This window comes from Cohnella endophytica (genome assembly GCF_003628305.1).
In the GTDB taxonomy this organism is placed as follows: domain Bacteria; phylum Bacillota; class Bacilli; order Paenibacillales; family Paenibacillaceae; genus Cohnella; species Cohnella endophytica.
In genome coordinates this window covers 38,424-62,737 of the sequence record NZ_RBZM01000006.1, presented here as the reverse complement: position 1 = coordinate 62,737, position 24,314 = coordinate 38,424, and the positions used below count along the sequence as shown (strand labels likewise).

The window sequence follows — 24,314 nt, the reverse complement described above, 5'->3', positions numbered from 1 at the left end:
ATCAGAAATTTTGCTCGGACTTCCGTCCAATACGCAGGTTAGCCAACGTGACAATAAGGATAATGATGAAAAGCAAAATGGCGCTTGCAATGGCCGGCCCCATCTCGTTCGTTACGAAAGCTTTATCGTAGACATACTGTACGATCGTTTCCGTCTTAAACATGGGTCCGCCCTTAGTCGTGACATAGACCTGATCAAACACCTGAAACGAGCCGATGATGGAGGTGATGACGACGAACGCGATGGATGGCGCGATGGACGGAAGCGTAATGCGGAAGAAGGTGGCCGCTCTGCCTGCCCCGTCGATCTCAGCCGCCTCGTATAAGCTTTCCGGTACGCCTTGTAGCGCAGCAAGCAAAATAATCATCGTAAATCCAAAGCTTTTGTAGACGCTGATTAGAATGATTGCCGGCATCGCCCATGTCGGATCGTTAAACACGTCGACGACCGGCAGTCCCCACTCGCGCAAAAGCGCCGGAACGATACCGATGTTGAAATCGAACATCATTTGAATCGCCATGGCTACGATCGTCATCGAGCAAACCACGGGAAGAAAGTAGACGGTACGAAAAACGATATTAAGCCGGGATTTCTTATTGATCGCAACGGCAACCAAAATACTGATCACGATTTGCAAAGGAACGTTTCCGCAAACGAAGTAGACCGTATTCTTTAGACTGTTCCAAAAACGATCGTCGTCAAGAACCGTATGGAAGTTATCCAAGCCGATAAACTTGAAGTTTTGAAGCATGATATCGAAGCTGTATAGGCTCGAGAGCAGTGAAAACAAAAGCGGCACAATGACAAAAAGAGTCATGACGGCCACGCTAGGCAAGATGAACAAATAACCGACGGCAGACTTATTCCAAGCCAATGCCTTCCATTTCATAGATGTCTCCTTTCTCAAATAAGGAAGCGGGAAATCCGAGATTGACTCTCGGACTTCCCTTCCTTCAATTGCGAGTCGATTATCGTTCCGTAGCCAGTATTTTATCGAGATCGGCCGATGCCTGATCAAGCGTGCTTTGAATATCCGCTTTCTTCATTAAAATTTGATCGAAATACTTCTGGAATACTTCGGATAGAATTTTACCGGAATTCACGATGCCGACCAGCCACGGTTGACCGATGTTGGCCGATTCCATGAATATTTTCAAATCCGGATTTTCTTCGATAATTTCAGGATCGCTCGCAAGATCCGTACGGATCGGCGGGAATCCGATTTTGATCGCCCATTCTTTTTGCGTATCCTTTTCGAACCACCATTGCGCGAATTTATAGACGGCGTTTTTGATTTTCTCGTCTTTCGCGCCTTTGCTCGTCAAATGCATCGACAACCCGGCACCGAAAGTCACTTGTCTTGCAGGACCGGCAGGCATAAGAGCCACGCCGTAATTAACCTTAGCCGCCTTGAACTGCGGAGACATCCAAGGACCATCGAACATCATGCCCAGTTTACCGGAAGCAAACATCTTCAGATTATCGCTGTTCGGTGCCGGCGCGACTTTTTTGTTCAGCACAAGATCCGTCCAATATTTGACCGCCGCTACGGCTTCAGGCTTATTAATCATGGAAGTTTTGGTTTGGTAATCGATCACGTCGCCTCCGTTAGCCCACATCAGCTGCGGAATATATACCCATCCGGACGGAAGAGTCATGCCGTACTGCCCTTTTTTCGAATCCGTCATTTTAACCGCCCAGTCTGCCATTTCATCCCAAGTGGTCGGCGGTTTTTCCGGATCAAGTCCGGCGTTTTTCACCATGTCTTTGTTGTAATACAGCGCGTGAGCGAAGTAGTTCATCGGAAATCCGACGAAGTGGTCTTTATAATGCAACAGTTGATCGTACCCTTTCGGTAGCAACGTGGTATCGATCATACTATTAGAGTAGAAGTCGTCTACGGGAGCGATTACGCCAAGATCATAGTATTTGGCGATATTTTCCGGACCGAACGCGATAAAGTCGGGCCCTTGCCCGGAAGCGGACGAGGTCGTTAGCTTTTGATAAAGAACGTCCCAGCTCATGATCTCCATCTTCACTTCAACCTGGTCCTGCGAGCTGTTAAACTTCTTGATAAGCGCTTCTAAAACCGGGCGATCAGAGCCGGAAAATCCGTTCCAGTACGTAATGGTGACCTTACCTTCAGGTGCTTCGGACTCCGTTTGCGTCGACGCGCTTGCGCTGCTTGGCGCACTCGATTCCGCGTTGCCGGCCGATTGACTAGCATTATTGGTAGAATTGCCGTTGTTACCGCACGCGGATGCTAGCAGCAGCGTGGCGCACATTGCAACTAGCCAACTGCCTCGTTTCCATTTTTGCATGAAATTAACCCTCCTGTTTATTTATTGTAATCGCTTACTTACACTTTAAGTATAAAGCGCAGGGTAGCCTCATTCTATAATAAGCTTAGTATGAAAATTGTTGTTATCCCTTTAAGATCACTTTAACTAAGCATAACCACATCTATTAGTGTCATGTTATAATTAGTATATCTTAGTACATAAATTTGGAGGAATCGTTTCATGAGCGCCAAGCCTTTATATAGGCAAATACAGCAATATCTTCAGGAACAAATCTTATCCGGAAAGCTTCGCCCGGGCGACAGAGTTCCATCGGAGAAAGAATTGTCTCAATATTTCAAAGTCAGCCAAATTACCTCGAAACAGGCTCTCGCCGCTTTGGCCGATGCGAATATGGTTATTCGTATTAAAGGAAAAGGAACATTCGTTGCCGGACGAAGCGACACCGATCTGCTCCACTCCATACAATCCGGCTTAAAGGGAATCGTTGGCATCATTTTCCCCTCGATTCATATGCCGATAGAAAGTTTGCTGTTCTACTTCATTCAAACGTTGCTCCACGAAAGAGGGTATCAAACGCTCATACGCGTAACGGACGACACTATGCAAAAGGAAATGGAAGCCATTCGGATGTTCGGGCTTTTTGGCGTCAGAGGATATCTTATTTTTCCGGCTATCGATGAAAGTTACAACGAGGAAATTTTGAGACTGTCGTTAAATAAGTTTCCGCACGTGCTCGTGGATCGTTATTTTCCGAGTATAACGAGCAGTAGCGTCGCTTCGGATAATATTGTGGGTACGGTGAAGATGATTCACGGATTGCTCGATGCAGGGCACAAAAATATCGGATTTCTAACGCAGCAAGCTACGAACTCTAATGCGCATGAACGCATCGCCGGATTCGAGAAAGCTTTCACGGATCGCGAGCTCCCCATCGACAAAAAATTTTGGTTTTTCGCGGGTAAAGGCAGAAACGATAAAGAAACGATTGCTCGGTTGAAACGGTTCTTCGAAACGCATCCCGAGATGGATGCCGTCGTCGCCATAGATGCCGTTATCGCTACGCTTGCCTATGGCGTTTTACAGCAAATCGGCCGTACGATCCCGGACAAAATAAAACTCGTTTCTTACGATGATCCGAAATTGCCGTTCGTCCCCTTCATCAAGCAGAATATTGAAAGCATTGCGAATCATGCCGTCGATATCTTGATTCGTCAGATGGAGTCTACCTACCAAGTAGAGCGCGTCACCGTGCCGGTTCGTCTTGTCGAGGACGTCACCTACCCGCTTCCAAGGGATCTACGCGATGCGGATGGCGTTTCTTACCTTTAGATGCCTCCCTTAAATAGAAGGTTGTCCTGATTTTATATACCAGGACAACCTATGGAATGGCTTATTGCCCGAGCACAATCGAACGAATCGTCTCCAACGGTAGCTTCGGCTTTCGGTCATAGGTTAACAAGCCATTAATTTCTTGTTCCACGTCCGTGATCTGCGTATAACAGAAGCCCTGTACGAGCGGCGAACTTTGCAGCGCGCCGAAGACAGCCCTAAGCCGCTTCTCGAAATCTTCCTCGCTGGTTGCCCCGGAATACCCCCAGCCTTCCCATTCGCTGCGCCTAAAGGCAATGCCGCCAAATTCGGTTACGAGAACGGGTTCTCCGTCGTAAGCATAACCTCCAACATGCATTTCCCTTTTTTGGGGAGCATCTATTGCCCCTTCGATTGCGGCATACCGTTGCAGAAGAACGCTTTCTCTCCACTCGTAATCATGAACGGTATAGAGATCGGATTTGACATGCTCCCATCCGTCGTTCGAAATGACGGGTCTGCTCGCATCCAGCGATTTTGTCAAATGATACATAGACATTGCGTGATGTTGTTGCTGCTTATCTATTAAAATATTGGGAACGCCCCAGCTCTCGTTGATCGGCACCCAGACAACGACGCAAGGATGATTATAGTCGCGGCGGATGGCTTCCTGCCATTCCTGCGTAATCCTTTCTACATACTGTTCGGAATACGCATAGGCATTGGCCATTTCGCCCCATACGAGCAATCCTAGCGTATCGCACAAATAGAGAAAGAGCGGATCTTCGATCTTCTGATGTTTACGCGTGCCATTAAAGCCCATCGCTTTGGTCAACTCTACGTCCGCCTTCAAGGATTCGAAGCTTGGAGCTGTCAGTATCCCTTCAGGAAAATAGCCTTGATCCAGCACGAGTCTCATATAATAGGGCCTATTGTTCAGACATAGCTTACCGTGTTCGACGGATATTTTACGCATGCCGAAATAGCTTGTTACGCGATCGACGATTTGCCCATCCACTTTCAGCATAAACTCGACGTTATACAGGTTGGGATGTTCCGGTGACCACCAGCGGCCAAGTCCGTGATCATTGTAATCATGTAAAGCGATCGTTCTCGTGAAGTTAGAATGAGTGACCCGATGCTCCTCTTCCGCGACCACCTCTTCGCCGAACGTAATTCTCGTAAGTTGCGTCACGTTATCCTTCATTGCATCTAAGCCGGCAATAAAATAATGCATTTTAATTTCGTTGCGATCAATGTCCGGATCGAACTTCACTCGTTCCAAATAAGTTGCCGCCACCGCTTCCAACCAAACCGATTGCCAAATGCCCGTCGTTCTTGTATAGAAGATAATTTCGCTTTTTTCTTTCCAATACTGCTTTCCGCGAGGCAACATCATATCGCGGCTATAATCTTCGGCACGAACGACGATTTCGTTGACTCCTTCCCGCAACGCCAATCCAATATCCGCCGAAAACGGCGTATGTCCCCCCTCATGTTGGGCCACAAGCACGCCATTCACCCATACGGAGGCGCTATAATCAACTGCTCCAAAATGCAAGATAAGTCGGCGCCTCTCCCAACGATCGGGCATCTCGAAAGTTCTGCGATACCAGACGATATCATGGAAGGCCGTCTCCCCGATTCCGCTCAGCTTGCTTTGGTAACAGAACGGAACAACGATTTTCTTCGAATACGGATGCTCGTTGTGCCAACCTTCATTCATTCCGACATTGTTATCGTCGTAGTCGAAATCCCATTCCCCATTCAAACTCAACCAATCCGATCGAACAAATTGAGGCCTCGGGTATTCTGCTCTAATCGCTGTCTGTTTCAAATGCGAACCTCCACTCCAAGAATGCGTTTTCTTCATACGTTACATCTTAATGAGATTAATCAAAATATAATATACTATTCTTAGTATATTTTTGTGTTAGCCGCTAAAATTAAAGCTTTGACAACGCCTTCATTTCACCGATATGATTGTACTAACAAATTAACTTAGTATATTTATTGTGGGAGATGGCTCCTATGAGCGACAAGAAATTCTCGTTGGCAAACGACAAATCGACCCCTTTGTATAAGCAGATCGCCTTCCATTTGAGGGAGCAAATTATGTCCGGCAAGCTTCGCCCCGGCGATCGCGTACCTTCCGAGAAGGAAATCGCGAGTTATTTTAACGTCAGCCAAATTACCTCCAAACAGGCCCTATCTTTGATGAGCGACGAGAACCTCGTCATTCGGCTTAAAGGCAAAGGCACATTTGTCGCGGGGCGAAACGGCACGGATATTTTGCACTCCATCCACTCCGGCTTCAACGGCATCGTCGGCATTATTTTCCCGTCTATTACGATGCCGATAGAAAGCATGCTTTTTTTCCAAGTGCAATCCCGCCTTCATGTGAAAGGGTATCAAACGCTTATCCGGGTAACCGAAGATATTATGGAAAAAGAAGTCGAAGCGATTCGGATGTTTCATTTGTTCGGCGTGCGAGGTTTTATCGTTTTCCCCGTTATAGACGAAAATTATAACGAGGAAATTTTGAAGTTGTCCCTCAATCGATTTCCCCATGTTTTAGTCGACCGTTATTTGCCCAGCATTACGAACAGCAGCGTCACCTCGGACAATTTCAATGGAACGATGGATGTTGTCGACTACTTGCTCAGCGCCGGGCACGAGCACATCGCGCTAATTACGCAAGCAGACTCCAACTCCAATACGCGAGAGCGCGAGGCCGGCTTCGAGAAGGTTTTCCTTGAACGGGCGCTATCTATCGACAAAAAGTATTGGCTTTACCTCAAACGAAATACCAAACTGGACGACGAAGCGCTCAAAGAGAGAATCAAGTCGTTTCTCCGGACTTATCCTCAGATTACCGCGGTCATCACAATCGATACGGTTCTCGCTCGTCTCGTTTACGCTTCCGTTTATGAAATCGGCAAGCGGATCCCGGATGACATGACGCTCGTCTCCTTCGACGACCCCAAGCTGCCCTTCGTCCCGTACATTGAACAGAACATCCCGGCGATCGCGGATAAGACTGTCGAAATGATCATTCAACAGATGGAAGGCACCTACGCGCCTCGACGCGAAATCATTCCCGTAACCTTCATACGGGATGTTCGCTATCCTTCTCCGGAAGGGTTATAAGAGAAAAGCCAGAAATGAAAAGCAACCTTTATCCTCACGGCGAATGGATAAGGGTTGCTTTTTTTATTGCGTTGGGGAAGGAAGTTTCGAAATCCGTCCAAAGCGAATTTCGACTCGATGCCCGCCTGCCTCGCGCGGGGTTGAGGTAACTGCTGCAATTTCGTCCGTCCCGGTCTGATAAAGGCTTGCCCAAATGTATTGCGGGAAAGTTCCGTTCCACGGGGCAACGGGATTCAGTTCCCAGCTTGCTCCATTATCAATACTGATTGAAACATCATTCGCATTGGATGTCAGAATCAAACTGCCGTCTTTCAGAGAGGTTACATAAGGCCCCCCGGCTTGAAAGGGTACCTGCGTGCCTATTCCGGGTTCCCATTTTAAACCGTCATCCGATGTTTTCTGATAGATCTCGCAATTGTTAGTGCCGCAGACTTCATACGCGACCATGATCTTACCGTTCTTCATGGGGGTAGCGATCGACATTCCCGGTCTTGCCTCGGGATCGTCCGGAGCCCAAGCGACAAACCTCTCCTCCCCCCAGGATTTCCCGTTATCTTTCGAAACCTTTTCCGAAATCGTTTGGCTAAACGAAGGGGTTTCCGTTACATGTTTTTCATTTGCGTAAAAGACCGCTATATCTCCTTTATCCAATAGTTGAAAATACGGCTCATACAGACCCTTATCGGGATTGCCCAGACTCCCAGACGTACCCTCGTTTCGATCGATTTCGCTAACTTTTTCCCAAGTACTTCCCTTATCCGAACTTTTGAACACCGGTAATCGGTAGGATTCCTGCCACCGAACGGATCGGCATGCAAGAAGCAAATCTCCGTTCTTTAGCTTGAGTATTTGTCCATTGTCTAAATCCCTGCCCGGGTCGCTTATCGTCGATAAAGCAGTCCAGCTTCTCCCGTTGTCGTTGCTTATCGCCACTTCAAGCGACGTCCCGCCTTTTTCATCCTGGAAGTATCCTTGATTGCGATAAACCGTGTAGACGATCATCCATTCTTTTTTCGACAACCGGGTCATCCTAGCATACTCGGACCCAAAACTCCCCGGAGGAATATTGCGCGCATCCACGGAAGCACTATCGAACAGCGGATCATCATTCACGACTACGGTCTTCTCTTCCCACTCGATGTTGAAGCGTTCCGGTGGATGATCGGCTGCACGACAAGCGGTTAAAAGTATAATTGAGATAAGTACCGACAGGATTACAAGATGAATCTGTTTCCTTTGCAACGACATACGCCTCCGATTTATGACTTGATTGTGTATTCATATTCATTTTAGTCACTGATCGTAGAGGGTTATATACTAAGCTTATACTGATTATGAAGTTACTACTTAGGTAATTCTGTGAATCCCTTCGTAATGAATCATCGCTTAATCCTCCCCTAGTTTCAGCGTTTGGTGGACGCGAATGCGCGAGAGCATGACCGACAGTATGCCCAGTCCCAACAGCAGCATGAAAACGACAATCGAATAGAGACGGATGAAATCCACGGCATCGAACATAACCCGGAAAGGCGGGACCAGGCTGGCCGGGTTAAAGACGATCTGAAAGTTCGGAACGAACAATCGGCTCGCCGTGTTCCCGATCGCAACGCCGATCAAGATGGCGACTCCCGAGGTCAGAAGCTGCTCGATCGCCAACATTCCGATCAGTTGACGAAGCGATAAGCCGATGGCCCTTAAGATCCCGTTCTGCAGAGCCCGTCCTTTAAGCGACAAGATCCAATAAAGCAAAAAGCCGACAAAGCTGATCAAAATCGAAATCATAAAACCTAGCGTCAATATTCCGTTTAGTGCCATTAGGAACGGGTCGTTCTTTGCCTTGCTTAGATTTTCCCTAGTATTCACGATTCCGATCAGCGAAATCTTCGATTTCTCGATACCCTCGTAAAGTTCGGAAGTGGAATACTCAGGCTTCATCTTGAGCCATACTTGATAAGGTTCGAGCCCCAATTGAAACTGGATGCGGCTTAGGCTGCCGACGATCAGCATCGGCGAATTCTCCTTTGCATCCTCCTTGGAAGCATCGACGGAGCCAATCGGAGGGTTCGGGTTAAACGTTGGAAAATAGTCTATGATGCCAAATACGACGAACGGTTGCGGACTAACGTTATCCCATCCGACGTAGATGGTGTCGCCTTGTTTAAGCTTTTTTTGAAGCGCTAGCGTCTTGGAAATAAGCACTGCCCGTGAATCCGCGGCGATTAAGTTCATATATTCATAGAATGGATAATCAAGCAACTTATTCGGAAACCAGGAAACTCTACCGAAATCGTCGCTGTCTACCCCGATAAGCGTCGCGGTGCCTGTCTTCTCGCCGCTCTCGAAAGTCGCCTTCTCCTTCACGAATACTTTGGCCGCTTGCTCCACGCCCGGTAATTTCGTATAAGGATCAAACGAAGGTTCCAAGTAATGAACGATCTTAGGCGTTGCCGTCGATTCCGTAGATGGAGCGTTCAGCGGAGGTTTATCGTTCTGCCATTGCGTTTGCAAGACGAAATCCGCCCCGCTGCCGTAACGTATCCGGTCTTCCGTATTATTGTTTATCGTCCTCGCAGCCCCCGAGCTGAAAACGCCGATCGCGATCGTCATGATAAGGAATACCATCAAATATTGATATTGGCTGTTCGAACGCCCTACCTGAATCAGTGTGGCGTACACGGATGGGGGCCACCATTTGCGGCCGATCCAATAAACCAGTCTAAGTACGTAGGGGTACAGCCTGAGCAGCAACAATCCCGCGCCCAGGACGAATAAAGCCGGCATAACGAACTGTAGCGGGTCCACCCTGAGATCGTCGCTGTCTAAGCCCAGGCTTTTCAAATCCTTCAGACGGCTATTGAATGTCATAAGTCCATAAATGGACACTGCCAAAGCCGCCAAGTCGAGAAAAGTCTTGTGCCAGAAGGGCATCCTATTCATACGGGCAAGCTCCTGCTTGTGCCCGACAATAGACACTCGCGTGGCCAGAAATACGGGAATGAGCATCATAAGGAACGAGGCTCCCGCCGCGATGCCTCCGTAAAGATAAGCTTGATTGTTGAGATGAACGGGCATCTTGGAACGCTGGACAAACTCCAAGAATCCGTTGGAAGCACCAAGCACTTTCGTAAGCCCCATACCTATGAATGGTCCTGCTACCCATGCAATAACGCATAGCAACGCCCCCTCTATAGCAAAGGAAAGCATAACTTGCCATCTAGTGGCGCCTCTGCTGCGCAGAATGGCGATTTCGTTTTTCTGTCGGCTTACGATTAAATTGGACACCATGAACATATAGAAGCCGATCATGATGATTACGGGTACGTTAAGCGACCACATGAGCTTATTTAATCGCTTCGCTCGCTCGAAATATTCCGTGATGATAGGCAATGCCGGCGTGACGAATTCGCTTCTCGCGATTGTTCCCGTCACCTGCTTACGGATCTTAGTATCGGTTGCGAGATAATGATCAACGTCTCTAAGTTCCATCTTGGAATAGTCAAGAACGATAAACCAACTGCTGTTCGTGACGGAAATTCGGTTGCCCGCGATGAATTCTTGGGCAAAGAGCGAGTCATCGATCACGAAGGCGGAATTCAATTCGCTTAAGTCCGAGTTGCGAAAATAAGGGTCGTCATTTTCCTTTTTCGTGAACACGCCTACAGGCTTGAATTTAAGCGCTTTTGAATTTTTATCGTCCTTTATTAGAAATACCGTATTCAATACGGCTTTGAAATTCCCTAAAGCTTTGTCGGTTACGAGCACCTCGTAAACGCCGTCAACGGGCTGCTTGGCCGGCATTCTTCCGTCCTTGAGCATAATGTGATCTTCAAGCCCGTTAAATGCCCGAAAGCTTGTGTCTTGCGACTTTCCAGTCTCTAGCGCCATGCCCGCAGGCGTAAAGCTAAAGTATTTCGTGCTCCGCTCATGGACGAGTTCCTTAACCGGAATCCCGAAGCCCGGAGCCGCTTCGGTCGCCATGAAGCGGTCCAACTGAGTGATTATTTTAGTCCGTTTCTCATTTGTTTCTTTAGCGAATTCGATCTTGGACCAGTAAGTAACGGGGTAGACCCCCTTCTCGCTCTGACTCGCCTCGAAATCTTTGACCAGCATCCGGGATAATATCGCTTCCGAATAGATCGGCATCGTCCCGACAAGCGCAACGGTCATCAAAATACCCAAAAACATGCTGGACATAAGCCACTTATTTTGAACCATTTTACGGATGATCATGACGAATAAGGCCACTTCTTAGCCTCCCCAACACCAGGAATACGAAATCGTTTATTGAAGTACGATGACTTGGCCTTCTTCCAAACCTTTGATGATCTCCACTTCAGTGGATCCGACAATCCCCGGTTCGACGTCGATCTCTCGCAGTCGTTTGCCTTCTTCCAGTATTCTTACGAAGTTCCGTCCAAGGTAAGAGCGCAAGCCGCTGCGCGGAATTTTGATCACATGGTCGCGCTGCTGCGTAATGATTTTCACATCCGCCATCGAACCGATCTCGGCGCCCTCAGGCAACTTCGAAACTTCGATATATAAAGTTTTGGCATATTTATCCGCTAAATCTTTATTTAAGGTTTCCGGAGAAGAAGAAGGCGTTTGGACGACCTTCCCCATGACCTCGTCATCCTTCAGGGTCACGGATGCGGGCACGCCTACATCAATCTCCTTGATATCGTTGGCATTATCGACTCTAATGGCGACTCTAAGCTTGGACGGATCGGCAACTGCGACTAACGTCTGATAAGGCTCGACCATATCCCCTTCTTTAAGATCTTCTTTGAACACGACTTCTCCGTCGATATGGGAAGTCAACTGCTTACTGTTGAATTGCTTCGATAACTTCTCGTATTTGATCTGCTCGATCTCGAGCTGCAGCCCCGCGATCCTAAGGGCCTGCTTATCCGCGTTGATTGCTTGCTGATAAGTATATTTCGCGCGCTCTAGCGTCAATTGCTGTTCCTTTAATTGAACATCCAAGTCGTCTAATACGAGTTGAACCAGAACGTCCCCTTTTTTCACAATATCGCCAGGATGCACGACGATTTTACCTAACCGGCCGCCTTGCCCCCTGAACTGGGCCAAATCCGTATCCGTGGATTCGAAGGTTCCGCTCGCGTTGATCGACTTCACGATCGATCCTCTTGTTACTTTCTCGGTGCTGTAGTTTTCTTGAGCAGGCTTCACCAAAGGCGGTTTCAAAGTGCCTTCATCCTTTGGCAAGAACGAACACCCTGCTAAGGCAACGCTTAGGATAATTGTTATTCCAAGAGCCGAGGCCTGCTTAATTATGAGAGACAATTTGTCCATCCTCCAATTCGTATACTTGATCATTAAGAAAGCCTTAGTCTCAACTCACGTTGAAAACTAAGGCTTCCTTATACGCTCGGTAAAGTCACGTTATTTCAAAATTCAACAAGAGAGACGAGAACCCATCAGTTAATCGTAATCTTATCCAACGTTATCGTTGCGACGGCATTATAATAAACCCGATATTCCAACTGATGATTAAGCGTCGTATTGTTAAACGTCAAACTGAAATCCTGATATTGATTCGCGGCGGTAAATTGCTGCCTTAATATATTTTGCGAAACAACGGTCGTACCCGCCGTCGCATCCCAAACGTCGATTGCCGCCACTTGCAGATTGTTAAGCGTGTTGTTATCCACCTTCAGCCTGAAGGTAACCTTGCGATTACCAACCGGCAAGTTCGCATCGTACGGTCCATAGGACATATGGATCGCCGTATCCTGAGTAGGATTCGCTTGCCACCCATCGCTGACCGCGCGCCCAGTGGCATGGCCTACAACCGTTCCTTCGGCTTCATATTTGCCTATGCTGGTCGTTACCGTTACCTTATCGACGCTGATTTTCGCTTTAGCTTTGTACCCTACCCTGAACTCGAGCTGATGGCCGGTAACGTTAGTGAAATTCAGACTGAAATCCTGGTACGTATTCGCAGCCTTGAACTGATTCCTGTAAACGTCAAACGCCGCCAGATCTTGCCCCGTCGTACTATCGCGAACATCCAACCTTACGACATTGTCGTTAACTCCCGTAATAGAATCGATCTTCATCTTAAACGTTGCCGTGAGCTGGCCCGCCGGCAATGTCGTTACGTACGGCCCCCACAGCATGAAATCCGCGGCGTCTTGGGCAACGTTCGCCGACCAGGCGTCGCCGTCCGCCCGACCCACGCTATGATTAAACGGCGAAGTCGCATAGCTCGTATTTTCCGCCTCGTACGTCTTGACCACGGTCGATGGGTCTACGGGCAAATTGTTATACTCTCTCATGAGCTGGAAGTAGTTATCCGGCGTCACGAACACGATGTTACTATTGCCGCTGAAATTATTGACGGCATTGACGAGCATTTGATAAGATACATCCCACGGATTGGCTTGGATCGATACGAATCTCGGAGCCGTTCCGCTCCATCCGGCGATCGCGCCGTTAATTTCCGAGATGACGGTAGCCTGGGAATAACAATAGGTGGCGTTAAGCGCCTGAGTAGGCAATATATTGTTATATTGCGTAATTTGACCGCCCGCTTGCATACCCGTTAAGCCCAAGAGCGAGGGCGCATACGCGGCGAAGCTGCTGCCCACGTTCGGATTGATTCCGCCGACGATCGTATTCCACACGGTAATGACCTTCAAGCCCGATCGATTGGCATAATCGTTACTCAGCGCAACATAGTTATTCAGATAGCTTTGATTCGTCCATAAGTTCGGATACGTATAGCCAACCCCCGTAGGTCCGCCGATCAAGTTGTCATTCGGGGTTGCCGTATTGTATAAATAGTTCAACACTCCGGGCATCGCGTCCAACATGGCGGGAGACACCGTCCAACCGAGAGGGATCGTCCCTCTATTCGCGCTATCCCATAGCCACGGCGTTTTGAACCGATGCTCCAAATACTGCAAGTTATCTCCATCGCTCAGAATCAAGGATACATAAATTTTGTTGCGCAACGGAGGCTTATTCGCCAATGGCTTGACGTTCACCGTTCTGGAAGTTCCGCCGAATACAGTCAAGTTAGACGCGAAATCGCTCGCGATCGTCGTAACCCCGTATTCCGACGTCCTCGTTACGCCTTGCCCTTCATCCGGCCACCACCCCATGTACGTTCCGGTTCCGTCATGCGGCATATCCGTCAGAAACTGTCTTAGTATCGTATCTTCGGCAGGCACGGCCGGATTAAGCCATACCGCCGCAGTCCCGACCGCAGTTGCATAATCGCGCAGGAAACCTTTAATCTGCGGGTTTATCCCGGCGAGAATCTTGTGCGTCACTAACGACCAATAGTTGTTGTATAAGTACTGGTATACTTGGACCTTAGTCGTAAACATGCCGCGGAAGTCCTTGAGTATGGGCAGGCTATACGGAGCAGAGGTTAGTTTCGTTACCAATGAAGGCGAAGCGACGATTCCTTTATTAAGGGAAGCAAACGTAGTCGCTAGATTGATCGTATCCGGGACTGCTTCATCGTAGATGACGATACCGCCGATCTCGCTTTTGTACTTGGTAATGAGACTGTAGTTGTCCGTTACGTCCGTGTGTCCTATCCCTAGCGAATTCAACCAATTGTACTTTCCGTCTTCTCCCCGCACGGCATCGTCATACGTGTAAATTCGAGGCTGCGTTTTGTTGACGAGGCCTTTCAGCGTCGTGAATAAGACCGCTTCGTCTCCCAATATTTTAGGATTCGTTCCTACATCGTCTACTTTGATATACGATCCGCCCCACCAGTACACCCTGAATTCGAGAGCATGCCCCGCCGTAGCGTTATTGAAAGGCAGTTCGAATCTCTGAAACGAGTAGACGCCCGTCCATTCTTGCCTTGTAATATCCCTCGTAGCCAGAATCGCTCCGTTCGTATTATCCCGAACATCCACCGTTACCATCACCGCGTTGTTCGCGGTGTTGTTATCGATGCTTATATCAAAGAACGCCGTATTTGCTCCTACCGGTATATTCGTTGCATAAGGTCCGTAAACCATATGCTGAAGGGGAGCATCGATACCCGTTTGCACCAGCCACCCGTTCCCGTCTAAGCGCCCCGTCCCGTGACCCACTTGCGTGCCTTCCGCCTGGTACTTGAATTCCGTCGTCACATCCATCACGTCAAGCGTAGCTGCGGGAGCGGAAAACGAGGGAAGAACCTGATTCGAAGGCCAATTGATCGCAGCAGCGACATGGGACACGGATACGGAGAATTGAACGGTTGCCGCTATCAGCGTAACGATCAGCGACATCATTAACATTCTTTTCGACTTCATTAACTCTCCTCCTAATGGTTAGGTTTAAACGCAAGCGCAATCTACTTCCTCCACAAACGAAGCACTGCATTCGAGATCGATTATCTACCTCCTCTTCAAATATTATTAGCTTTAATGAAGAAGGCTTAGGGGATATGCTATAAACGCCATATCTCCTAAGCCTTCATTCAATAGAACCCGTTCAATAAAAATTACTTCTTGCCGGCCGCGACGATTTTATCCTGCGCATCCCGCAGCAAGTCGGCAATCGGTTTGTCCGTAACCATCGTCTTCGTCATCGCTTCTCCAATGGCTTGCCAAGCTTTATTCGCATCACCGCTAAAGGTCGGCAATCCGACTACGTCGCCTTGCAATCCTTTGGCGAATACATACAATTCCGGTTGAGCCGCTTTATAAGCATCGGATTCCGTGATGGACTTCAAAATCGGAGCCCTAACGCCCGCATTAGCGATATTTTGTTGAATGGTGTCGCCCATCAGTTCTTCGATAACCATAAACGCTTCTTCTTTATGCTTCGAATACTTCGGAACGCTTTGGAACGCGGCTCCGATCGTAACGTTACCCGGCGTGCCGGCAGGTCCAATCGGAAGCGGAGCAACGCCGCATTCTTTCTTCTGTTCGATACATCCCGAAATAACCCAAGGTCCATTTACTTGATAAGCGATCTGATCTTTGTCAAACGCTTGGAAGAACGTTCCTTCTTCAAGAGCGGAAACGATGCCCGGTTTGTTGTACTTGTTCATTTGACGAAGGAATTCGAATGCCTTTACGTTTTCCGGCGAATTGATAGTCGGCGCGCCTTTGCTATCAACGAAGTTTCCTCCGGCTAATTTCATAAACGCGCCAAAACGTAAGTACCCCCCAAAGTTCGGACCGCCATAAACGCCGCCGGCGGATGCTTTGCCGTGTTCGAAAATAGCTTTCGAATTCGCTAACAATTCATCCCAAGTCGCCGGAGCTTTGTCAGGATCAAGTCCCGCTTCCGCAACGATCTTTTTATTCCAATAGAGAATGTTAACGCCTGGATCCGGAGCTAATCCGTATATTTTTCCGTCGACTTCCATCGGCTTCCAAGCGGCTTCCGCAACGTTTGCTCTAATCTTAGCAGCAAGATCTTCCGGGAACGGTTCGAGATTACCCGCTAAAGCAAAACCGGGCATTTGCGTTTCTCCTACGATAATATCCGGGCCGTCATTAGCCAGGAACGCGGCCGACTCTTTTTGAATCAACGGCTCGGCCCAACCCCAATCCGGCGCTACAAGCTGAATATTTTGACTTTTAAGCTTCTCGGATAAGTATTTGAGGTTATCACGTTGCATTTCATCGTTTTTGTTGCCCGTAATTTTGCCGTCTTTCAAGTCTTGGTCATATTGTTTAAGCCGTTCTTCCGGGTCATCGTAGTTGCCGAGCATCATCGCTCCGTCCAATAGGACCGTTAACTTGACGGGGTCGGCAGGAGGCGCTTCTGAAGAAGGCGCAGCTTCGGAGGAGGCCGGCGTATCGGAAGAAGCCGGTGCGCTAGAATCCGATTTGGAATTATTATTGCTGCAAGCCGCTAACGTAAGACATGTAATGAGTGCTACAGATAGAAAAAAGGACGTTTTTCTCTTCAAGACCATTTTCATTCCCCTCTCATATTTAAGCCCAAAGTAAGTTCGAATTAAATATATCATATAATTCATTAATGCACAATACGTTATATTTATTATAACTAATCGATAATTACCCTTTTACTCCCGAATTAGCCAAGCCTTGCACGATCAACTTTTGGAAAATAAAAAACAAAAGCACGCTCGGAACCGTAAGCAATAGACTTATCGAAATCATACGGGGATAATTGGCCGTGGAGCCCGGCGCTCCGGCAAATGCCGTAAGCTTAGACAATCCGGAAGCTAGCGTTTGCAGCTTGCTGTTGTTCGTATAAAAGAAAGGAACCGCCCAATCATTCCATGTATCGATAGATACCTTAATTGCTATATATGCGAGTACAGGCTTCTGTAATGGCATTAATATTTGAAATATTAGCCTTATTGTACTGGCGCCATCTACTTTAGCCGCTTCATCCAATTCTCTCGGCACGCTCTCCAGAGCCTGCTTGACCAGGAATACGCCCAGAATATAGATGGACCCGCCATTCAAGAGGATATACACCCACCATGTATCGAATAACCCTTTACCTCCCGTAAAAATATGATTCCCCCCCGCGAATGGAAAACGGTATAGCTCCAAGTAAGTAGGCAGCAACCCGATTACGCCGGGAATCATTTGCGTAGCCAATAGCGCCATGAACAATACGCCATTTCCCTTGAAACGCAATCGCGCAAATGCATACCCCCCTAATAAAGAGGTCAGAACGGCAAAAAACGTGGCGTAAAGCGTTCGGTATATCGAGTTGACGTATAAATAACTCGTTTGTTTATCGACGGAAGAGAAGAATAGCAGCTTCAGATTGCTTAATGTAGGATGCTTTGCTATCGGTAATAGACCGATTGCCGAGGTGTTGTATTCATTTTTCGTAAACAAGCTCGCCATGAACATGAAGACTAGCGGATAAACCAATATCAACCCTCCGCCAAGCAAAATAACATGAGCGATCAAATATTGCGGCTTCAGCTGTTTCTTAATCGCGATTAGCATATCATTCCTCCTCTCTTTTTTCGCTTAATCCTTATCTCTGGATAACCTATAGTAAGAAATAGAGGCAATAAAAACGATAGAAGCCAGAATGACCGAGGATGCGCCAGCCATACCTAAGTTAAAGTTGAAGAAGCCGTCCGCGATAATCCGATAGACCAATACTTCCGTTTGACCGTAAGGGCCTCCATTGGTCAAAAAAGCGACTTGCTCGTAGATCTGAACGGCCGATATCAATCCTGTAATGACGATAAATGTCGCGATCGGTTTAACGCCGGGTATCGTGACATGGATAAATTTCGCGACTCGTCCGGCACCGTCTATTTCCGCGGCTTCGTACAAGACGGGATCGACGGATTGCAAGCCGGCTAACCAGAGAAGCGCTTGAGTGCCAACCCCCTTCCACATAGAGTAGATACAAATCTGCACGACGCCCCAAAAGACGGAAGTTTGCCACAAGATCGGCTCGAACCCTAATGCCTCTATCGCTTGATTGATAGCGCCGTTAATCGGGTTCAATAAGATGATCAACACTTGCGTCGTCGCCACCGTCGAAGTAACCACGGGAACATACCACATCGTACGGTAAATGCCTTTGCCGAATAGCGGCAAATTCATTAACAAAGCCGCGCCCAGACCGGCTATCATGGCCAACAACATGATTAGGCCGCCCATCCAAATCGAACGCAATAAATCGGAAACGTAGGATTCGTCTTGAAAAAAAAGCACGAAATTATGAAGGCCGACAAACTTCGGATGATCGTTAATTCCGATCCATTCGAAAAATCCTAAAAAGAAAGAAAAAGAAAACGGAATTCCATACATAACGACCCACCATAAGATCATCGGCCCCAAAATAATCGTTGCCGTGATCGCGTCCGCATGCCTTCTGCGAAACCGCTTCCATCCCACCGGTGCCGCAAGCTTCGAAGTCAAGGATGCACTCTTTTTCAACTTGTACTCACTCACTGTCTCACCTCATATCCTTTATTTTGGGGCCCCGTCGTATCCCGAATAACCAGCTTCGGATTCAATGTTTTTCTGAAGTAGGATGGCTGGGCAGTAGGTTCTCCGCGTCCGCCCAATAACCGCAGCAAGATTTCAGCCCCCTCGGCGCCGATCTTTTCTTCGGATTGCGAAACGTAGGATAAAACGCCTTCTTGACCCATCTCCATGTAAGGATTATCGAAAGTCAGGATAGAGATATCGTCCGGCACGCGAAGACCCATTCGTTCCGCCAACTCCGATACGCGAATCCCGAGGCGGGAATTCAACGTAATATACGCGGTAGCCATTTTTTTCTTCATCAATTGAAATAACGGATGATTTTCTTCGTCACTCTCGCTTTCTTCGATCGTAAAGTCCGCAAGAATGAGCGTCGGGTTAATCATGGATTCCTTCAGCTTCAAGGCTTGAATATACCCGTTAATCCGATCTTGAACCGTCACGGTCATAGATGGGGAATCCGAACAGATGGCAATATTCCGATGTCCAAGCTCCCACAAGTAATTCACGGCCATTTCCGCCCCTAAGCCGCCGTTGGAGTTGACGTAGCTTGTTTCGATACCGGGCAAATAGCGATCAATAAGCACGAAAGGGAAATTTTCCATTTTCAATTTGATAATATCTTCGTTGTATTGTTCCGCGTCGATCGGAAAGATCAACAAACCTTCCGCGCCTATACGAATCAGCTGTTGGATAGCTTCCTTCTCCCGAACGCCCGAGTTTTCGGTCAAATAAATAACCAACTCGCATCCGCTGGCATTCAAAACTTTATTGATTCCTTTCAATAGACGAATAGCGAAAAAATCCTCCAACTTGGGAATGATCAGCCCGATTCGTTTATTCAACATCGCGCGATCCGCGCTTGCACCGGCCCGCTCGATTGACTTGGATTCCTCGATGTTAGCCAATTCCCTCGTCCGCACAAAGCTCCCCTTCCCCGGAATCCGATGGATCCACCCCGTCTTCGCAAGCTCCCCCAAAGCGTTGGCCACCGTAATTCGACTCACCCCGTAGAGCTCCATCAGTTCCTTCTCCGAGGGGATTTGATCTTCCCCCTTAAGATCCCCCGTCAGAATCCGAGTCTTGAAATGCTCTTGAATCTGCAGATACAGCGGTACTCTGACCTCGTTAATCAAAGCAATCCCTCCCCCCTCGATAATCCGCTTCCTTCCCAGTTTCATTCGGATCCCGACAACCTTATCGTTTTGATTTCAAAAGGAGTAAAGCTAAGAGTCATTGTTCCCTTGCCTTGCGCGATCTCTTCGAGCTCACGCTCCATTAAATCAACCAAATCCGCTTTGCCGTACGGCGCTTTTACATGGAAGTCCGTCGTAAGGCTTGTTCCGGACGTTTCGTAGAGGCGAATAATAATGGCATCGCTATCCTCAGCCTTTTTTACCGTTTCGATCATGACGTGAGGCGAATCGATTTGGTAGTACGAATTGCTTTGCGCCTCATCCCCGCCGCTCGAAGAGATCCCAATGACGCGAAGCGGAACGTTTAACGCATAACCTTCTTTGTATACTTGCGCTTGCACGAAATCGCCGCCATGCGGAAGCAGGGAGTACACGAATCGATGCCGCGCTCGATCGCATGTCGGATCCGGGGCCGATGGGCTTCTTAATAAGTTAATGTCAAGCACGTTCCCCTCGGCCTTGAATCCATATTTACAATCGTTCAATAAGGCGACCCCGAAATCATGCTGCGATAAATCGATCCATTGATGGGCGCATATCTCGTCTTTCGCGCTGTCCCACGACGTATTGCGATGCGTCGGTCTCTTGATATGACCGAATTGGACATCGCAATTAACGGCATCCGTAAACACCCGAACCGGGAAGGAAGCCCGCAACATCTTTTCGTTCTCCAGCCAATCGACGGACGATTCGAAATCCACCCTTTTGCTTTGCGAAGTCAGGAGGATTTTTTGAACGAGCGTCGATTCGCCGAAACGATAGGTTTGTTCTCGGACCGCTTTCGGGCCGTCTACATAAACTTTGATGTCGGACGGCAAACCCATTTCCATCGCCTTCATTCGGGAGTAATCGGCCGGAAAGTCCCAAGCGTCCCCGTTATCATGATAGAGCGACAGCACGTTCGCCCGGCTTCCCTCGGCGACGATTTCCCGTTCCAAGCCTTTATCGAAGATGGAGAGGATACTGCCATCGGCGTGAAAGCTAATCTTTAGATACTCGTTCTCAAGCATATCGGGCGTAGCCGCAAGATTGAACTCCTCCAAAGGAGCAGCGACTGCCGTTTCGATGACTCGATAGCCCATAGAAGGAACCGTCGCCCGAATCCAGCTACCGTCAATTTGCAACCATTCTTTCCTTTCCCACGGCAAGGAATTGAAGACCGCGGCCGGCCGATCGAACGATCGCGAATCAATCCCAGCAGCCAGTCGCCCGTAATACTCGCCAATCAGCGCCTCTACCCGCGACAGCAGCTCCTCGTATCTCGCAAGAGATTCTTCATAGACGCGCGCAATGGAAGAGCCGGGCAATATATCATGAAATTGATACAAGAGCGTTTCTTTCCATATGAGCTCCAATTCATCCGCCGGGTAAGCCCTCCCGAGCGACAAGCTAATAGTAGCCGCGAACTCTAACTCCCTTAATGCCTTCTCCATTTGTCGGTTGTATTTTTTATTCCTGGCTTGACTGGTCAAAGTCCCTTGATGCTTTTCCAGGTAAAGCTCGCCCCGCCAGACTTTGTACCGCTCCGCTTGCGAATCCAGCTTTTCGAAGAAATCCAATGCCGGCTCTTGCGTCACGGGAGATAAACCTTGCAAGTTCTTTTCGCGCATCAACCGCTCTAGATGCTCTTCTCCCGGGCCGCCGCCGCCGTCGCCTATTCCAAACAACATCAAAGCGTGACCGGAAATATTTTTATCCAAATAATCCTGCTCCGTTTTAACGATCGATCTCGGCGCCGCCGGGCTGTTGTAAGTATCCTCCGGAGGCAAGTGCGTCAGCACTTTGCTGCCATCCAATCCTTCCCACATAAAAGTGTGATGAGGATGATCGTTATATTCGCTCCACGAAAGCTTCTGCGTGACCATATAAGGAACACCCGATTGCTTTAATAACTGTGGTAAGCTTGCGCTATAACCGAATATATCGGGGACCCACAAAATCTTCATCTCCCGATTGAACTCCTGAAGAAAAAACCGCTTGCCGTATAAAATTTGCCTAACGAGCGCTTCGCCGCCGGCCAGATTGGAATCGGGCTCCACCCACATCGCTCCTTGTATTTCCCAGCGCCCTTCCTCGACACGCGCTTTGATCTGGTCGTACAATTTCGGATAATATTGCTTCATCCATAAATACAGCTGCGGCTGGCTTGCGCCGAATACGTAGTCCGGATACTGCTCCATCATCCGCAAAGCGGTGGAGAATGTCCGCGCACCTTTGCGAATCGTTTCGCGAATGGGCCATAACCAAGCAAGATCGATATGCGCATGCCCAATGGCGCTGATCGATAGCGACGAATCCCCTCCTTGCTTAGCCAATTCCGGCGCAAGAATTTCCCGCGCCGCAACAATATTTTCTTCCGCCATCTCCGCAAGCACAAGCGTCGCTTCATATAATGCGTGCCGCACGCGAATTCGTCTCGCGGATTGTTCCGGGAGATGCTCTACCAACTCCAGCAGCACCTCGAAATCATAATAAAGCCGCCTGGTTTCTTCATTGCAGATCGCGATGTCCGCTTCCTTCAAAGTACCGCTGCGATAATGGCCGAACAAATCGTTGCACCCGGCATCCCCCCACAGATCGATCGACTCTCCGCCCGTTGCGCAAGAGCTTATGTGCACGACCCGTTTGCCCGGCAAACCAAGCGAATAATCGAATTCGGAATTCACATTCGTCAGTCCCTGAACCGGCGCGCCCTCGTCGTCTACCAAACAGAGCTCGCCATTGACGTCAATGAGAAGCACGACTTTTTTTCCAACCGCCGTACCAGGCATGGACCCGGTAAAACGAAACCATGCGCAATCCCACAATTCACCCCATTTATCTCCCGGTTTTAGTCCCATCTCCAATCCGCTTCTTCGCTGATCGAACGCAACCGGCTCCTTAGTTACGTAAGCCGTAACTTCCAAAGAAGCAATAGGCGTGTAAATATGTTTTTGAATCCGATTGAGTGTCGCTTTCAGTTTTTCGATCTTAATTGTTTCGTAAGGCATACGCTGCACCATCCCCATTAAGCTGATAAGACATTCGATTAGAACCCTTACTTATTATTCAATGATATAAATATATCATATATATCTGATATTTCAATTCATTTTTTCGAAAAGTATAGCATTACTCGTCAAGCCACTCCCGAAAATAAAAAAACTCTTCGCCACGCCCCTATGGGGTGACAAAGAGTTTCGCTTTATGTCGATTGAATGCTTCTTATTTGCTTGTCGGCCCTGTCGATTTACGCACGACCAGCTTCGGCTGCAAAATAATCTTACTGTATTTCCCTAGCGGAGCATCGTTATGATCCAGCAGCCCTACCAACACTTCGGCGGCCTGTTTGCCAATTTCCAGTTCGGATTGAGCGATATGCGTGTAGGCTCCCGACTCGTCGATTCCCGAAGAAGGGTCGTCGAAAGTCAGAATGGATAGATCCTCGGGAACGCGAAGATCCAACCTCTGGGCAATCGCGGCAATATGAAGGCCCAACTTCGCGTTTAACGTGATGTAAGCCGTAGCTAATTTATTCCGAATATATCGATACAAGGGATGACGGTCGTCGATGCCTTTTTTATAATCGATCGTGAATTCGGTCAAGATCAGCGTCGGATTGATCAAAGCGTTTTTCTGCTTTAACGCCTCCATATAACCCGCGATACGCCCTTCGACCGTAATCGTGGAAAGCGGAGAATCCGTTACGATGGCGATATCCCGATGTCCCAGATCCCACAAGTAAGAAACCGCCAATTGTCCTCCCAAGTAATTATCGGAGCTTACTACATTCGTCTCGACTCCCGGCAAATTCCGATCGATCAATACGAACGGATAATTTTTCATTTTCAACGCGAGAATTTCTTCGTTATAAGTTTCCGCATCGATCGGAAAAATCAGCAAACCTACCGCGCCTTTTTGAATCAGCTCCATGATCGCTTCTTTTTCCCTGTCTTTGCTATGATTCGTGAGGACGATAGCTAAATAATAGCGACTCTCGTCCAGAATTGAATTAATTCCTTGAATCAACCGAAGCGCGAAGTGGTCCTCTAACGACGGAATTAACAGGCCGATCATTTGGCGGTTGTTCGCCGATACCGATTTGAAGGCTTCCGCCGCCGGCGCCGCTTGCGGTTGAATGTCGTTTACCTCTTCCCCGGCAGAAAGGGATGGCTCGACAGGCTGGGGGACCGACTTACCTTGGACGAAGCTTCCCCTGCCCGGAATTCTGTATATCCAGCCATCCTTAGCCAACTGGGTAAGGGCATTCGCAACCGTAATCCGGCTAACGTTAAATTCCTCCATCAGTTCTTTCTCCGTAGGGATTTTGTCGCCATCCGTCAGCTTTCCGGAAGTAATCCTATCCCTAAAATGCTCCTGAATCCGCATATATAATGGTTGTCTTTCGTTACTCATCATCTTTGCCCCTATTTGCTGAAATCTATTATGTCAAT

15 protein-coding genes are annotated in these 24,314 nt (G+C 48.3%); 2 read left to right on the top strand and 13 right to left on the bottom strand.

Annotation, left to right across the window (positions count from 1 at the left end):
• Position 1: 1 nt before the first annotated feature.
• Entirely contained in the window at positions 2-889 is an 888-nt protein-coding gene (locus D7Z26_RS14295; RefSeq protein ID WP_120977664.1) for a carbohydrate ABC transporter permease, read from the bottom strand.
• Between the two features lie 79 nt (positions 890-968).
• On the bottom strand, positions 969-2,321 hold the full coding sequence (locus D7Z26_RS14290; RefSeq protein ID WP_120977663.1) for an ABC transporter substrate-binding protein: 1,353 nt from the start codon (positions 2,319-2,321) through the stop codon (positions 969-971).
• A gap of 201 nt (positions 2,322-2,522) precedes the next feature.
• Between D7Z26_RS14290 and D7Z26_RS14285 the strand changes: the two genes are divergently transcribed.
• Positions 2,523-3,632 carry a GntR family transcriptional regulator gene (locus D7Z26_RS14285; RefSeq protein ID WP_120977662.1) on the top strand — a complete coding sequence of 370 codons (1,110 nt, stop codon included), beginning with the start codon at positions 2,523-2,525 and terminating at the stop codon, positions 3,630-3,632.
• Between the two features lie 61 nt (positions 3,633-3,693).
• Here the strand turns inward: D7Z26_RS14285 and D7Z26_RS14280 are convergent, their stop codons facing one another.
• Positions 3,694-5,484, bottom strand: a complete 1,791-nt coding sequence (locus tag D7Z26_RS14280; RefSeq protein WP_120977661.1) for a glycoside hydrolase family 2 protein — start codon at positions 5,482-5,484, stop codon at positions 3,694-3,696.
• Positions 5,485-5,642: 158 nt separating this feature from the next.
• Here D7Z26_RS14280 and D7Z26_RS14275 point away from each other — a divergent pair, with 158 nt between their 5' ends.
• The gene (locus tag D7Z26_RS14275; RefSeq protein ID WP_158602316.1) at positions 5,643-6,761 is read left to right on the top strand and encodes a GntR family transcriptional regulator; all 1,119 of its coding nucleotides are present in this window, start codon (positions 5,643-5,645) and stop codon (positions 6,759-6,761) included.
• Positions 6,762-6,824: 63 nt separating this feature from the next.
• On the opposite strand, the gene D7Z26_RS14270 is transcribed toward D7Z26_RS14275, so the two are convergent.
• The 10 genes from D7Z26_RS14270 to D7Z26_RS14225 form a co-directional block, all read right to left on the bottom strand.
• Positions 6,825-7,781: a sialidase family protein gene (locus D7Z26_RS14270; RefSeq protein WP_158602315.1), complete on the bottom strand. Its 957-nt coding sequence runs from the start codon at positions 7,779-7,781 to the stop codon at positions 6,825-6,827.
• 366 nt (positions 7,782-8,147) lie between these two features.
• Positions 8,148-11,006 carry an ABC transporter permease gene (locus tag D7Z26_RS14265; protein WP_120977658.1) on the bottom strand — a complete coding sequence of 953 codons (2,859 nt, stop codon included), beginning with the start codon at positions 11,004-11,006 and terminating at the stop codon, positions 8,148-8,150.
• A 36-nt stretch (positions 11,007-11,042) separates the two neighbouring features.
• Positions 11,043-11,966 carry an efflux RND transporter periplasmic adaptor subunit gene (locus D7Z26_RS14260; protein WP_158602314.1) on the bottom strand — a complete coding sequence of 308 codons (924 nt, stop codon included), beginning with the start codon at positions 11,964-11,966 and terminating at the stop codon, positions 11,043-11,045.
• 233 nt (positions 11,967-12,199) lie between these two features.
• Positions 12,200-15,046, bottom strand: a complete 2,847-nt coding sequence (locus D7Z26_RS14255; RefSeq protein WP_120977656.1) for a GxGYxYP domain-containing protein — start codon at positions 15,044-15,046, stop codon at positions 12,200-12,202.
• 191 nt (positions 15,047-15,237) lie between these two features.
• Positions 15,238-16,659, bottom strand: coding sequence for an extracellular solute-binding protein (locus D7Z26_RS14250; RefSeq protein ID WP_158602313.1), 1,422 nt, complete (start codon positions 16,657-16,659; stop codon positions 15,238-15,240).
• Positions 16,660-16,768: 109 nt separating this feature from the next.
• A complete protein-coding gene (locus D7Z26_RS14245; RefSeq protein WP_120977654.1) occupies positions 16,769-17,683 on the bottom strand; it encodes a carbohydrate ABC transporter permease in 915 nt (304 codons plus the stop codon).
• 24 nt (positions 17,684-17,707) lie between these two features.
• Positions 17,708-18,649 (bottom strand): carbohydrate ABC transporter permease, encoded by a 942-nt coding sequence (locus D7Z26_RS14240; protein WP_233566911.1) that lies wholly within the window; start codon positions 18,647-18,649, stop codon positions 17,708-17,710.
• Entirely contained in the window at positions 18,646-19,821 is a 1,176-nt protein-coding gene (locus D7Z26_RS14235; RefSeq protein WP_233566909.1) for a GntR family transcriptional regulator, read from the bottom strand. The genes D7Z26_RS14240 and D7Z26_RS14235 overlap by 4 nt, the downstream gene beginning before the upstream one ends.
• 41 nt (positions 19,822-19,862) lie before the next feature.
• Positions 19,863-22,871, bottom strand: coding sequence for an alpha-mannosidase (locus D7Z26_RS14230; protein WP_120977653.1), 3,009 nt, complete (start codon positions 22,869-22,871; stop codon positions 19,863-19,865).
• Between the two features lie 214 nt (positions 22,872-23,085).
• Positions 23,086-24,276 (bottom strand): GntR family transcriptional regulator, encoded by a 1,191-nt coding sequence (locus D7Z26_RS14225; RefSeq protein WP_199731711.1) that lies wholly within the window; start codon positions 24,274-24,276, stop codon positions 23,086-23,088.
• Between the last annotated feature and the right edge of the window lie 38 nt (positions 24,277-24,314).

Excerpts from the sequence above, each read along its gene's own strand:
- D7Z26_RS14230 (WP_120977653.1), bottom strand. The coding sequence starts at position 22,871 with ATGCCTTACGAAACAATTAAGATCGAAAAACTGAAAGCGACACTCAAT.
- D7Z26_RS14225 (WP_199731711.1), bottom strand. The coding sequence starts at position 24,276 with ATGAGTAACGAAAGACAACCATTATATATGCGGATTCAGGAGCATTTT.
- D7Z26_RS14285 (WP_120977662.1), top strand. The coding sequence starts at position 2,523 with ATGAGCGCCAAGCCTTTATATAGGCAAATACAGCAATATCTTCAGGAA.
- D7Z26_RS14275 (WP_158602316.1), top strand. The coding sequence starts at position 5,643 with ATGAGCGACAAGAAATTCTCGTTGGCAAACGACAAATCGACCCCTTTG.
- D7Z26_RS14255 (WP_120977656.1), bottom strand. The coding sequence starts at position 15,046 with ATGAAGTCGAAAAGAATGTTAATGATGTCGCTGATCGTTACGCTGATA.
- D7Z26_RS14295 (WP_120977664.1), bottom strand. The coding sequence starts at position 889 with ATGAAATGGAAGGCATTGGCTTGGAATAAGTCTGCCGTCGGTTATTTG.
- D7Z26_RS14280 (WP_120977661.1), bottom strand. The coding sequence starts at position 5,484 with ATGAAGAAAACGCATTCTTGGAGTGGAGGTTCGCATTTGAAACAGACA.
- D7Z26_RS14245 (WP_120977654.1), bottom strand. The coding sequence starts at position 17,683 with ATGCTAATCGCGATTAAGAAACAGCTGAAGCCGCAATATTTGATCGCT.
- D7Z26_RS14290 (WP_120977663.1), bottom strand. The coding sequence starts at position 2,321 with ATGCAAAAATGGAAACGAGGCAGTTGGCTAGTTGCAATGTGCGCCACG.